We start from the raw sequence: 13,518 nt of genomic DNA, 5'->3' as shown, positions 1-13,518 counted from the left end.
TTTCACCGAACGAATTCTACGGATCTGGAAACATTTTTCTGGGAAAAGACGACCGCGTCATGTGGTCATAAAAATGAAGCGCCTGCGCGAAATTCGCCTGCGAAGACAACTTCTTATATGAATAAATTGACCAGATGTTGGTTAACAGCGGCTTAAGTGTGACTTATGAATACTTATAGTGAAGCGCCATCATCAGGCCTTCCAACGGGAATGTGATCCTTGCGTGGCGCCGCAGCCTCTCGGGCTGATGCGTAGACGCGCCACTAATCCTTGTTAGTATTTCTAACCTACGGAGAAGATTTCGGCCGATTGTTGCAGCGTTGATCCTCGAATAGCCTGAGACCAGAATTGGTATCAGTCAAAAGAGGGAACGATGTCGAAACGGCAGGACAAGATCAAGCTCGGGACCTTTGTTTACACGTTCGGCTTCCATGCAGCCGCATGGCGGCACCCGGCAAGCAAGGTAACGGCAGCAACCGACTTCAGCCACATGTTGAATGTGGCCAGAATTTCTGAAGCTGCCAAATTCGATTTCATGTTCCTCGCCGATTCCGCTGCGGCTGCCGTTGGTGACCCCGACGCCCTGGCGCGCAGCCCGACCAAGCAGAACCGGTTCGAACCGCTTTCTCTCATCTCGGCACTTTCGGTGATGACGGAAAGACTGGGTTTGGTCTCGACGGTATCGACGAGCTATTATGAACCCTTCAATGTCGCCCGGATTTTCGCGTCTATCGATCAGCTGAGCCGGGGACGCGCCTGCTGGAATGTCGTCACCTCCGATCATGACGAGACCGGCTACAACTTCAATCGTCAGGGTCTCGATCCTCACGCCGTCCGTTACGAGCGCGCGCAGGAATTCATCGACGTAGTGTTCGGCCTATGGGACAGCTTTGAACGCGACGCCTTGCTGCTCGATCGCGAAAGCGGCGTTTATTATGACAAGGCCAAGCACCATACCCTCAATCATGTCGGCAAGCATTTTCAGGTGCGCGGCCCCCTCAACATTGCGCCTTCCGAGCAGGGGCGGCCTGTTATTGCTCAGGCCGGAGGCTCCGAGGCCGGAATGAACCTTGCTGCACGGACGTCTGAAATCGTCTTCAGCCTGGCATCCAACATCGAGAGCAACAGGGCTTTCTACCAGAACGTCAAAGGACGTATGCCGGCATTCGGTCGCGATCCCAACGATCTCAAGGTCATGCCGGGAATTGTCGTCAATGTCGGGGAAACCGAGGCCGAGGCAAAGGCAAAAGTCGATTTTCTCATCGACAGCCTGCATCCGGACGTGGGTCGGTTGATGCTTTCGGAGTTCCTCGAAGCCGACCTTCGTGGCGTTCCCCTCGATCAACCATTTCCGATGGACCGGCTGCCCGCCGAGCCGAAAGGCTCGCGCAAGATGTTTGACCAGCTCGTCGAGTTCGTCAAACAAGGACAGACAGTGGGACAATTGATCCGCCACTACGCAGAACGCCACACCGGAAACGGAATAACCGGGACACCAAAACAGATCGCAGACTACATGGAAGAGTGGTTCGAAACCCGTGCCGCCGACGGTTTTATTCTTATGTTCCCGACACTTCCCGCAAGCCTGGAAGATTTCGTCCGCCTTGTCTTGCCGGAGTTGCGGCGGCGCGGACTGTTTCGTGAGGAATATGAAGGATCGACGCTGCGCGAGAACCTGGGGCTTTCGATGCCTGCCAACCGTTACACGGCCGCCAAAGGCGATAAAGAGCGCATCTGAAGGAGCCGATCATGGTGGACCAGATGAAAATGCAGGTGCCGTCTCCGGGCGCTGACCTCTTCAAATCATCCATGCGGAATCTGGCGGGTGCCGTTTGCGTCATCACGACAGGCACGGGTGAAACACGAACCGGCTTCACCGCCACATCCGTCACAGCACTTTCTGCGGATGGCCCGACGGTGATGGTCGCACTCAATCGTGGATCCTCGTCCTGGGAAATCGTCGAGAAAGCCAGACGGTTTTGCGTCAACGTCGTCGCTGAAGGTCAGGAAAACGTCGCCCACTCATTCTCGGGTTTTAATGGCCTTAAGGGTGCCAGCCGCTACGATGGCGCCGTCTGGCACACGATGGCGTCAGGCGGCCTTGCGCTGGATGGCGCTCTGGCAAGTCTGGACTGCGAACTCGAAGACGCGATCATCCATCGATCCCATGTGATCCTGATCGGCCTCGTCCGGTCGATAAGGACGCATGACGATGCCCGGCCACTTCTGTACTGGCGCGGAGAATATCAACACATCAGAAGGTGATATCCCGAGCGGTAGGCTCTTAGTCACGCACTGCGGTTCGGGGACGATGCGACAGACTGCTTTTTCGCGATCGTCATTACCCACATATGAAATTCTCTTCCGTAGGGCTTATCGAAAACGGAACGATCCCATGCCAGATAGTAGCTCTCGGGAAGCGGAAGGCGGATGTCGAAAGGAACAACAAGTGTACCGGCCTGCAACTCGTCCTCGATCATCGAGACCTGAGCCAGCACGAAGCCGTGTCCGTTGACCGCAGCGTCGATTGCGTTGCTCGACAGCGCGAAAAACAGGCTCGAGAGTTTTTCATTCACGGTCGCGCCAACCAGCTGCGCCCACTCGCTCCATTGTGGCGGACGGCTGTAATGGGCTTCCCACTCGATATTGAGCAAAGGGAATTTGAGAAGGTCGGCGGGCGCCGATAATGTCCGTCCCCCGAGCAAACGCGGCGAACATGCGGGAACCACCCAATCCGTATAAAGCGGCACGAAATGCGCGTGCACCTCTGCCCGCTTTCCATAGGTTATGCGAAAATCGCTCTGGCCGCCCGACAGGCTGGGTTCGTCATCCTTGCCGATGATACGGACATTGGCTTCCGGATAGAGAGCCTGCCACTCGAAGATCTTGCGGCCGATCCACTTGTTCACAACCGAGCTGAGCGCAGTCAGCACGATGCCGGTCTGGCTCCGCGCCCGTTCGAGAACATCGACGGAATGATTGAGCTGGCTGAAGCCTTTGGCGACTTCCTTGTGAAGAAGAACACCCCACGACGTCAGTTCCACACGGCGTCCGATACGTTCGAGGAGCGTAACGCCGAGATGGTTCTCAAGCTTGCGCACCTGTTGGCTGATGGCACTGGGTGTTACGCCCAGTTCTTTGGCAGCCGTGCTCATCGTACCGCACCGTCCTACGGCTTCGAAAGCTTGCAGGGCATGGAGTGGGGGCATAGCCAATAGAGTATCTCCAGTTATGCTTTTTGTTAAGTTTTTCTAAACAAAAACGCAACGAAAATCCGCTTGTCCCGCATCGCAACAAGGAAAATACTGTTCCGATTAAAGCGAGAACGGGGGAAGAAAATGTTTCTCAAGAATGCTTGGTACGTCGCCACCTGGGATCACGAAATCGGACGAGACCTGACACCCGTAACGATGCTCGGCGAAAATATCGTTCTTTATCGTCTTCAGAATGGCAAGCTTGCAGCGCTCGAAGATGCCTGTCCCCATCGCAAGCTCCCCTTGTCCATGGGGCGTATCAAGGGCGACGACGTCGAATGCGGCTATCACGGACTGACCTTCGACTGTTCCGGCGCCTGCACCCGCGTACCGGGTGCAGAGCGTATTCCACATGTGGCCTGCGTCCGCTCCTACCCGGTGGAGGAACGTTACGGGCTCGTCTGGGTCTGGATGGGTGAGGCCGCGAAAGCCGATCCCGCAGAGATTTTCCATGTCGAACATTTTGGTGATCCGTCCTGGGGCGTCAATCGCGGCGAGTCGATGACGATCAACTGCAATTACCTCTACATGACGGACAATCTGCTGGACCCATCCCACGTCGCATGGGTACATCAGAGCTCGTTCGCCAGTTCCGCCTGCGAAGAAACGCCATTGGAAACAACGGTGAAAAGCGATGGCGTCGTCGTCTGGCGCTGGATGCTGGATTCAGATCCAGCCCCCTTCTACGCACCGTTCCTGCAATTTGAGGGGAAATGCGATCGAAAACAGCATTACGAGGTTCGCTACCCCAGCAATGCCATCATCAAGGCCATCTTTGCACCATCAGGCTCCGGCGGCGAAGGCCGCGAATTGCCAGCCAATACGTTCTTGATGGACAGCTACAATTTCATGACGCCAGTCGATGAGAACCGCACGAAGTATTATTGGTTTCAGATGCGAAATTTCGCGCCCGACGACCCGGACGTTTCAGCGCGCTTCGCAACATCCGTACGCGGCGCATTCGAGGAAGACCGTGTCGTGCTGGAGGCGGTTCACCACGGGATCGCGAACAAGAAGACTCCGAACCTCGATCTGAAGATCGATGTCGGACCGCTGCGGTTCAGACGCAAGCTTTCACAGATGATCGATAGCGAGACCATGAATGTCGTCGCTGCCGCGGAGTAAGCGCCTGCGCCGGAATGACTAACGATATGGTCTTCGCCTGCTCAAATGGTCAGGCGGAGATGGCAAAAAAATAATAACCGGGAACATAGCTGGTGATCGGCAAAAGCCGACGCCCGCCACAAATCGGGAGTATCCTTGATGCGCCACATCAGGCAGCCTGAGCTCTATTCGGTGGACTATAATCTGCTGCGGCAACGTTTTCTGTCCGCCGCGCGCCGGTCGAATGCTGCGTTGTTCGAATATAAGCATCCATTGCATGGCCCAGGTGGAGAGCACCTTTTCACGGATGTTGCATATCTGGGCGAACGCAACGCGTCAAAAAAACTCGTCATCTTGTCCGGCACGCACGGAGTTGAGGGGCAATTCGGATCGGCTTGCCAGGCTGAATGGCTTGCCGCAAATAACCCTTTACCGCTTCCTCCCGATACGGCTGTGGTGATGATCCATCTGATCAACCCGTGGGGAACAGCATGGAGCCGACGGGTCAACGAGGACAATGTCGATCTCAACCGAAACTTCGTTGACTGGAAGAGAGCCGTTCCACGAAACGAACGATACGCCCCACTCCATAATGCATTTGTCTGCGCCGAATGGGATGGGCCCGATCGTGACCGTGCCGATCAACTGCTGAGAGATGCCAAGGCCGCTTTAAATGGTCACGCCGGGATCGCCGCGATTATCGAAGCAGGCCAATACGACTTTCCAGACGGACTGTTTTATGGCGGCAACGGCCCGACATGGTCGAACCGCACCCTCAACGATATCTTGAGCACTTTCGTCAGTGGCGCGTCGGATGTCGTCGTCTTCGATCTTCACACCGGTGCAGGCCCTTACGGATATCCCGCACTGCTATCCGTGGCGGAAGAGGACCATGCCGGTCTGGAATGGGGCAGGAAAACCTATGGGCACGCACTCGCGGTCGTGATGACCGGCAAGGGCGCAACGACCGATACCGGCATTGCGGCAACGGCTACGGGCTACGTTTCAGCAGCGGTCTGCAAATCGTTGCCCGAGAGCCGCGTATTGCCGCTGGTAATCGAATGCGGAACCCTTGAAGGCCCGGTGGTGATGGACGCCGTGCAGGCCGATAACTGGCTGCATCTTTTCGGGAATATCGAATCTCCGCTGGGGCAGAAAATCAAGAAGACGCTGAGAACGGCGTTCATTCCTGACGATCCCGAATGGCAGCAGAACTGTCTTGGGACAAGCTTGCGATATTTCGACCGCGCGCTGAACGCACTTGCCTCGGTTACTCCCAAGGATTCAAAGGGCGCAACCGCTCCGGCTTTGGTGAGCGACTGGCCACCGGCCGTGCCTGTCAACACCAAACGCCATGAACGGCCAGCGGTTGAAGTTCATGATCTCCACAAAAGCTTCGGCACGCACGAAGTCCTGTCGGGCGTGGGGCTGAGTGCCGATCCCGGTGAAGTCGTTTCCATGATCGGCTCGTCAGGGTCCGGCAAGAGCACTTTTTTGCGCTGCATAAACCTGCTTGAACAGCCCAGCAGTGGAACGATCGTCGTTGATGGCGAGGAAATACGAATGAAGGGTGGAGCGAATGGCCGTTCGCAGCCAGCAGACATGCGCCAGGTCGAAAGAATTCGCGCCCGCGTGGGAATGGTATTCCAGAACTTCAACCTCTGGCCCCACATGTCCGTGCTTGAGAACATCATCGAGGCTCCCGTCCATGTTCTTGGCGAGCGTCGCCAGGATGCAGTCGACCATGCCCATCAGTTGTTGAAGAAAGTGGGACTGTCGGAAAAGCATGCCCAATATCCCGGGCAGCTTTCCGGCGGCCAGCAGCAACGTGCGGCCATCGCAAGAACACTGGCCATGCGGCCAAAAGTCATCCTCTGTGACGAACCGACATCCGCTCTCGACCCCGAACTTGTGGGAGAGGTCCTGCGCGTGATCCGTCAGCTGGCAGAAGAGGGCAATACCATGATCCTCGTGACGCATGAAATGCAGTTTGCGCGCGAGGTATCTCACAAGATTCTCTTCTTACACAAAGGAAAGGTGGAGGAAGAGAGTACCCCGGCGGAATTGTTCACCAATCCGCGATCGGAACGCCTGCGTCAGTTTCTGTCGCGAACGTTATGACGTGATCCGCTGTGCCGGCGCTGTGTCCGGCAAATCAAACCTAACAAATAACCAAATAGGGGAATTCGCATATGAATCTGAAAGTCCTGTCACTCGCCCTGCTTCTTGCAGGCGTCAGCACGGCGCACGCTGCCGAAGGCGAATTGTCGATCGGCACCGAAGGTGCCTATCCACCATGGAGCATGGCCGATGCTGCCGGCAATGTAACCGGCTTCGACGCCGATGTCGGCAACCTGCTCTGCACGAAGCTCGCCGTGAAGTGCCGGTTCGTCGTGCAGGCCTTTGATGGCCTGATCCCTGCCCTCAAGGCGAAGCGCTTCGACGTCATCATCTCCGGGATGTCGATTACCCAGGATCGAAAAAAGGAAATCAATTTTTCGGTCGGATATGCTGAGCTGGCAAACATGTTCCTCGTTCCCAAGACGTCCGATCTCGCCGGCATCAAGGATATCGACACTTTGTTGAAGGGCTTGGACGGCAAGACGATCGGCGTTCAAACCGGCACGACGCACGCCCATTTCATCGAAAAGCGGGTGCCGAATGCCAATCTCAAAACCTACGACACGCTCGACAATATGCAGATCGATCTCGCAAGCGGCCGCGTTGAGGCAGCATTTGCAGACGCCTCTGCACTTCAGGATTTTCTCGCCAAGCCCGAAGGCAAGGACTTTCAGTTTGTCGACGTGAAAGTTCAGAGCAAATTCGATTCCACCCTCGGCGAAGGGATCGGCGTCGGTATTGCCAAGGAGAACACCGAGCTGAAGACGAAGATCGACAAGGCACTGTGCGAGCTCGTCGCGGATGGTTCGATCGGCAAAGCGAGCCAGAAGTGGTTCAAGATGGATATCTCCAGACCCTGCAACTAAGACCCCTGCCCCGCTCTTCCCAGAAGTGCGGGGCAACCACTCAATCGCAACCTGACAGGGTGCGCACGGTCGAAGACGCTGACGATGCCTGCTGCCAAAAAGGCAAGTGAGTGCGCAGCAAAACCAAGGCAAATCCAATGGAGTCTAGTCTGATCCTAGTTTGGCAGGGTGGTTGGATAAGAGCCATTCTGCAGGGGGCCGCAATAACGATTGCCGTCGGTACGGTCAGCATGCTTGTCGGTGCGTTGATCGGAACCTTGTGCGGGGTCATCAAGTGGGCGCGGATATTCCCGCTGACACTTGTGGTAGACGCCTATACCTCTCTCGTGCGGGGGGTGCCTGAACTGCTTATCATCTATCTGCTGTTCTTTTCTTCCGTGCAATTCGTGACACAGGTTGCCACAGCTTTCGGATATGCTGCCCTTGCGGACAGCGGATATGCCTTCATCATTGCCATCATTGCCATTGGTACGATTTCAGGCGCCTACTCGACCGAGGTTATCAGGGGAGCATTGGCTTCCATCCCGACGGGACACATCGAAGCTGCGCGCGCACTGGGGATTCCCGGGCGCCGCATCTTCAGGCGCATCATCATCCCGCAAATGCTACGCATTGCCATCCCCGGCATGAACAATGTCTGGCAGACAACCATCAAGGACACGGCACTGGTATCGGTTGTCGGGCTGCAGGAACTGATGCGCGCCGCCTCGGTTGGCGCCGGTAGCACCCGCAATCCCCTGATTTTCTTTCTTATCGCAGCCGTCGTGTATTTCGCGATCACCATCATAAGCCAGGCTGGATTCGACAGGGTCGAACGCCTGATGAGACTAAGGGCGAGGAAGTAACGCGATGGATATCGAATTCCTGAAAACATCGATGCCTTTCCTCTTGAAAGGGCTTTCCACAACGGCGACCATAACCGCGATATCTGTCGCGATCGGTTTCAATCTCGGCCTTGGTCTTGCGCTCATGCGGCTGTCCGAAAACCGTTTCCTTGCCGGGTTTGCAAAATATTACAGCATGGTCTTTCGCGGTACGCCGCTGCTTGTACAACTGTTCCTGTTTTACTACGGGCTTGGCCAAATTGGATTTATCAAAGGCAATGCCATAACGTGGTGGGTGATTAGTGATGGTGCGCGCTGCGCGGTCATGGCGATGGCGCTCAACACAGCCGCCTATACATCGGAGATTCTGCGAGGCGGATTATTATCGGTTCCCGCGGGTCTCAAGGAAGCGGCCAAAGCCACGGGAATGTCACCATTTATGCGTTTCCGCCGGATCGAATTCCCGCTCGCCATTCGCCAGGCTCTGCCTGCTTACGGCAATGAGCTGATCCTCGTCGTCAAGGGTACGAGCCTTGCCTCGACAATCACGGTTCTCGAGATCACGGGATATGCAAAGCGCCTGATGAGCCAGACATTCGCGATTTTCGAGGTTTTCGCCCTGGCCGGTGCCATCTACCTCGTCATCAACCTCACCCTCGTCATGCTCATCCGCATGCTTGAGGCACATCTGATGCGACACGAAGCGCGCTGAAGGCCAGTAGTCTCGAACCTTACGACTGCCTGTCATCCGCATTGATGGACTATATCGCCACTTGGACAGCCAAAAAATGGCGTTCTGGCGAACTGAAACGTAGTCGCCTATGTCGTGTCAGCGCCGCGCGCCTAAAGAGCGCGGCGTTGTCATGTCAGCCGGTGACTTTGCCGGGGTTAAGAGTGCATCCGCCATCGATTGCGGCCTTGATCTGCGTCATCAGGGCAAATTTTACCGGGTTCGCTGTCTCTCGCAACGAATGAATGCGTTTGGAGCCGATCCCATGTTCCGCCGAGAACGAACCACCCGATTGCGCCAGGTCGCGGTAGAGAACGGATTCGATGGCAGCAATCTTGGCGGGCGTCAGAGCTGCCCCGGCTGCATTGAGAACAATGTGAAGATTGCCATCGGCAATGTGGCCGAAGAGGTAGGGATCGAGGAGAGGATCGATTGACCGAAGCTCCGGTACGCAGCGAGCCACATATTCTCCGATCTGCGACAAGGGGACGGAGACGTCAAAGGACGGCGCAGCCGGATATCTGCGATAGATAAGGTCCGTGTCCTCCCTCAGACGCCACAACTCTGCTTCCTGCGCCTTCGATGTTGCGACGACAGCGGACACGTTCGGATAGGTTTCATACAGCTCCTCGTAAATCCGGCCGAGCTCCATCTGAAGCTGTTCCTCGTCACCGCCGCCCAGAGACATGATGAGGTTGACGGGATAGTCAGGGGCATAATCTGCCGCCGACCAAAGGTGCTCGCCCGCCGTCAGGGCGAAAAACGAATTCCAGATCGCTTCCGCCGCACACATGTGGCCATACCTCACGGACAACCCCAGCCTGGTTGCCTCAAGAGCCGCTTCAACGGAGGGAAGCCCAAAAAGTGCGGTGGCGGTTGCTGCGGGAACAGGTTCAAGCTTGATGGCAACCCTGGTCACAATACCAAGCGTACCCTCGGCCCCGATGAAGAGATGCTTCAGATCGTATCCTGCGGCGTTCTTCACCACGCGTGTCAGGTCGGAATATATCGAGCCATCAGGCAATACGACTTCCAGTCCGAGCACGCGATGTCGCATCACCCCATATCGAAAGGCAGAAATCCCGCCGGCATTGGTCGAGACCATTCCGCCAATCGTGGCAGAACCACGCGATGGCAAGTCGATGCCTGGCTCGAGACGATGCTCCGATGCGGCCGCCTGCAACGCTTGAAGCGTAACGCCCGCCTCCACAACGGCAACCCGCTCATCTGGATAGATTTCCACGATCCGGTTCAGCCGGGCGGTCGACACCACGATTTGACCGGGGACGGACACACCCCCGCCAACAAGCCCGGTTCGGCCACCCTGTGGTACAACCGATATACCATGGGCAACCGCAGTTTTTATGATCGACGCAACCTCGTGCGGAGATGAAGGGAAAGCAACCGCATCCGCACCGAAATTCGCAGGCGTTACGCCATAATCGAGATTGGCAACGGCATCACCGCGTTTCAGGTTCGACAGGCCGATAATCTGGTCGATTTCATTGAGAAACGCGGCGGACAAATCCCGTGTTGAGGCGGTATTGTGTTCGATCATGACGCGACTTTTGCCTCAGGAAGCTTATCTTTGAGTGAGCGTAACGCTTCGAGAAAACGGTCGTTTTCCGCAGGAAGCCCGACGGTCACACGAATGAAGCTGGCGAACTCCGGTTCTTTCCAGGGTTTGACGATGACGCCATGGGACAGGAAATGATCGAAAGCGATCGAACTGTCGCAACCAACATCGATGAAAAGAAAATTCGTCTGAGAGTCCGGAACGAAAAGATCAAGCGAGGCGATTGCCGCAGCCATGCGCCTGCGCTCCTTGACGACGCTTTCGACTGAAACCCGCATCCAGTTTTCGTCATCGAGCGCGGCAACTGCGGCCAATTGCGCGGCTGCATTGACGTTGAACGGTGTTTTTGCAGATGACATGGCCTGTGCCAGCCGCTCATCGGAAGCCACGGCATATCCGACGCGCAACCCAGCCAGCCCATAGGCCTTCGAGAAGGTTCTGAGCACGACCCAGGAGATTGCGCTGTCAGCCAGTATCTTAAGCCCATCTGGCGTATTCCCATCGCAGAATTCGAAATAGGCTTCGTCGAAAACAAGCAACGTCTCTTTCGGGACAGCTGCAATGAGGCCTGAGAGCTGATCCTGTCGCAACGCAGGGCCCACGGGATTGGAAGGCGAGGAGATGAAGAATATCGATGGCTTTTCGCGCAATGCGGTCGTCATCGCCTCAAGATCGAACCGAAGATCCTTCGTCATCGGTATCTTGATGATTTTCGCACCATTTGCTCTGGGCTCGATTTCGTGAAGGCCGAAACCAGGTATCATCGCGACCACGTTAGCATCCGGACGCAGGACCGCGCGACAAACGGCAGCGATCATCTCTTCGGAGCCGTTTCCAATGACAATCCGGTTTCCGGCAACGCCGAGCTTTCGACTAAGCGCATCACGCAAGATCACACAGGCAGGATCCGCATAGCGTGAAGGGTCGAGACTGGCCAGCGCAGCGGTTACCTTCGGAGAGCAACCATATGGATTCTCATTGCTGGCAAGGGCCGCAATATCGGTCAAACCCGTCTTGCTTCGCGCAACGGCGATATTCATTCCAGCATTATAAGGCGGGAGTTCAGCAACGTGCGGGTTGAGTCTGAGTGTATCGGCCATGGGTTGATCTCGCTGATTTGGATAAACGCTGGAATCTGGTTTCAGAGGTCGAGTACGACTGAACTCACGGGCTTGGAACAACAGAGGAGAATCTGCCCGGACGGCACGTCATCCAGCGGCTCTTCCACATATTCAACGTCGCCGGACACAAGGTTTTGGACACAGCTGCCGCAGACACCCGCGCGACAGGAGAATGCTGGCTCAATACCCCGGCTCTCCAGAAAGCTCAGGATGGATTCCGAGGCTGAATCCCACTCGAATCTGGCATTTGACTTTCCAAGAACGATCTCGACGCCGGAGTACTCAGACTCTGACGCCACCGGAGCAACAGGGAGGCTGAGGTTTGCTCCCTTCTTCGGCTGCGAAGGCGAAAGCAGGGAGGCAGGCCCGAAAAACTCGTAGGCAATCTTGCTTTTCTCCAAGCCGAGGGAGAGGAGCAGGTCATACATCGCCTGCATGAACGGCGGTGGTCCGCACATATAGACTTCGTAATCGTCCAGCGGCAGAAACGACTGCAAGGTCTCCCGCGTGATGAAACCGGCGGAATGGAATAGCCCGGCATTGGCATCCTCGTCGGTCGGAAAACGATAACAGTAATGAATATGGACGTTGCTGCGCTGTTCAGCGAGCACCCGCACTTCTTCACGCAGCGCATGGGTAGCAGCCCCGTCGCAGGCATGGACGAACCAAACGGGCCGATCGCTTTCCGCAACCAGGACCTTCAACATGGAAATCGTAGGTGTCAGCCCGACGCCACCGGACAAGAGAATAACCGGTCGCTGACTGGCCTTGTCGAGTTTGAAGGCACCACGCGGCCTGTCAATATGGATAACCGCACCCTCTTCTACGGCGTCATGGAGCCAGCACGAAACAAGACCATCGGCCATATCGGGCGCTAAAGCGGCCTCCCGTTTCACGGTAATACGATAGACCCCGATCTCATTTGGTCCTGACGAAACCGTGTAATTCCGGACAAGCGGTTCTTTGCCTTCGGGATGCGGTATCTGGATCGTCAGAAACTGGCCCGCCTCAAAAGTACACCAATCCGCAGGATCGACAGGCGTGAGGTAAAATGACGTGATCGTGGCACTCTCGCGCACCTTGCGCTTTACCTCGAACGGGCGAAAACGTGGATCCAGGCGGGTCGTCATGATTTGCTTGTCCTGATGATTTCAATATCCGGAAATCTACAGATCGCCTCGAGAGCTCTCCCCGTGAGATCGCTCAAGGCTTGCGTCAACCTGCAGACGATCAAAGGTTTTCGCGGGAGGCAGAACTTCCTCAAAAACTCGCTGGCAATTTGGTCTTCACCAATTTGCAGCCCCAAGGCCTCACCTCAATTTATCCCTCTGACAAATCTCATTATTTGCGCGTCAACAAAGAGAGACAATCCCGCCACAGATGGGTTTTTGTTTAGAAAAGCTAAACTATGGGGGTTTGAATTGGCGCGAGCAACTCTGGATTTGCGCCCTCGTTTTTCACTGGGATACGCCAAAACAGAACGTGATCTTCAGAACCAATCGTTAGATAGTTGCAGAGTGCTCCGCGAGCAGGATCGACCGCTGCACGCTATCAGAGCCCCACGTGGCTATACCGCCAGCAAGTCATTTGCGGTATCCAAGGCGCTAAACGCAGAGCGCCCTCCGGGATGGGAGGGCTTTGTTGTTGATAGTCTTGAAGATGGTTGCGGGGGCAGGATTTGAACCTGCGGCCTTCAGGTTATGAGCCTGACGAGCTACCGGGCTGCTCCACCCCGCGTTACCAGCGTAAATCCCTATTGGATTTATCGCGACCAGCGTAAATCCTATTGGATTTATCGCGACTGCATCACAGGGACGCTGTGATGTATAGTTCCGGATCAAATTGCCGAAGGCGATTTGTCTCCTTTAAGGGACGCACGAGGCGTTTTCCTTATGTTTTCATGTTCCGCAATGCAAAAAGGC

The 13,518-nt window shown here is 55.9% G+C and carries 11 protein-coding genes, 1 tRNA gene and 1 pseudogene; 8 read left to right on the top strand and 5 right to left on the bottom strand.

Translation table 11 applies throughout. The annotated features are described in order from the left end of the window. Positions 1-373: 373 nt before the first annotated feature. Positions 374-1,738 carry an LLM class flavin-dependent oxidoreductase gene (locus F617_RS0108385; protein WP_013636817.1) on the top strand — a complete coding sequence of 455 codons (1,365 nt, stop codon included), beginning with the start codon at positions 374-376 and terminating at the stop codon, positions 1,736-1,738. A gap of 11 nt (positions 1,739-1,749) precedes the next feature. Continuing rightward, positions 1,750-2,265 carry a flavin reductase family protein gene (locus F617_RS0108380; RefSeq protein WP_013636818.1) on the top strand — a complete coding sequence of 172 codons (516 nt, stop codon included), beginning with the start codon at positions 1,750-1,752 and terminating at the stop codon, positions 2,263-2,265. A gap of 23 nt (positions 2,266-2,288) precedes the next feature. Here the strand turns inward: F617_RS0108380 and F617_RS0108375 are convergent, their stop codons facing one another. Further along, a complete protein-coding gene (locus tag F617_RS0108375; RefSeq protein ID WP_081626688.1) occupies positions 2,289-3,209 on the bottom strand; it encodes a LysR family transcriptional regulator in 921 nt (306 codons plus the stop codon). A 129-nt stretch (positions 3,210-3,338) separates the two neighbouring features. Here F617_RS0108375 and F617_RS0108370 point away from each other — a divergent pair, with 129 nt between their 5' ends. The 6 genes and pseudogenes from F617_RS0108370 to F617_RS29140 all read left to right on the top strand — a co-directional run. Further along, complete coding sequence (locus tag F617_RS0108370; protein WP_013636820.1) at positions 3,339-4,379, top strand: aromatic ring-hydroxylating dioxygenase subunit alpha; 1,041 nt, start codon at positions 3,339-3,341, stop codon at positions 4,377-4,379. A gap of 138 nt (positions 4,380-4,517) precedes the next feature. Then, positions 4,518-6,479 (top strand): DUF2817 domain-containing protein, encoded by a 1,962-nt coding sequence (locus tag F617_RS29095; protein ID WP_019565030.1) that lies wholly within the window; start codon positions 4,518-4,520, stop codon positions 6,477-6,479. Positions 6,480-6,550: 71 nt separating this feature from the next. After that, positions 6,551-7,345, top strand: coding sequence for a transporter substrate-binding domain-containing protein (locus F617_RS0108355; protein WP_003514202.1), 795 nt, complete (start codon positions 6,551-6,553; stop codon positions 7,343-7,345). A gap of 137 nt (positions 7,346-7,482) precedes the next feature. Beyond that, positions 7,483-8,190: an ABC transporter permease gene (locus F617_RS0108350; protein WP_026330734.1), complete on the top strand. Its 708-nt coding sequence runs from the start codon at positions 7,483-7,485 to the stop codon at positions 8,188-8,190. A 4-nt stretch (positions 8,191-8,194) separates the two neighbouring features. Beyond that, positions 8,195-8,881: an ABC transporter permease gene (locus tag F617_RS0108345; protein ID WP_013636823.1), complete on the top strand. Its 687-nt coding sequence runs from the start codon at positions 8,195-8,197 to the stop codon at positions 8,879-8,881. Further along, positions 8,860-8,977, top strand: a pseudogene (locus tag F617_RS29140) (aldehyde-activating protein); the annotation flags it as partial. The gene F617_RS0108345 and the pseudogene F617_RS29140, both read left to right, overlap by 22 nt. 58 nt (positions 8,978-9,035) lie before the next feature. Here F617_RS29140 and F617_RS0108340 read toward each other — a convergent pair. The 4 genes from F617_RS0108340 to F617_RS0108320 form a co-directional block, all read right to left on the bottom strand. Further along, positions 9,036-10,457 (bottom strand): FAD-binding oxidoreductase, encoded by a 1,422-nt coding sequence (locus F617_RS0108340; RefSeq protein WP_019565028.1) that lies wholly within the window; start codon positions 10,455-10,457, stop codon positions 9,036-9,038. Further along, positions 10,454-11,575 carry a histidinol-phosphate transaminase gene (gene hisC / locus F617_RS0108335; protein WP_019565027.1) on the bottom strand — a complete coding sequence of 374 codons (1,122 nt, stop codon included), beginning with the start codon at positions 11,573-11,575 and terminating at the stop codon, positions 10,454-10,456. Before hisC ends, F617_RS0108340 begins: the two co-directional genes overlap by 4 nt. A gap of 41 nt (positions 11,576-11,616) precedes the next feature. Beyond that, a complete protein-coding gene (locus F617_RS0108330) occupies positions 11,617-12,726 on the bottom strand; it encodes a 2Fe-2S iron-sulfur cluster-binding protein (protein WP_019565026.1) in 1,110 nt (369 codons plus the stop codon). 530 nt (positions 12,727-13,256) lie between these two features. Beyond that, positions 13,257-13,333: transfer RNA gene (locus F617_RS0108320), tRNA-Met, on the bottom strand. Positions 13,334-13,518 lie beyond the last annotated feature (185 nt).

Origin of the sequence: Agrobacterium sp. 10MFCol1.1 (assembly GCF_000381165.1) — a bacterium.
Classification (GTDB): Bacteria; Pseudomonadota; Alphaproteobacteria; order Rhizobiales; family Rhizobiaceae; genus Agrobacterium; species Agrobacterium tumefaciens.
The sequence above is the reverse complement of the archived record's forward strand: the minus strand, read 5'-3'. Positions and strand labels throughout refer to the sequence as shown.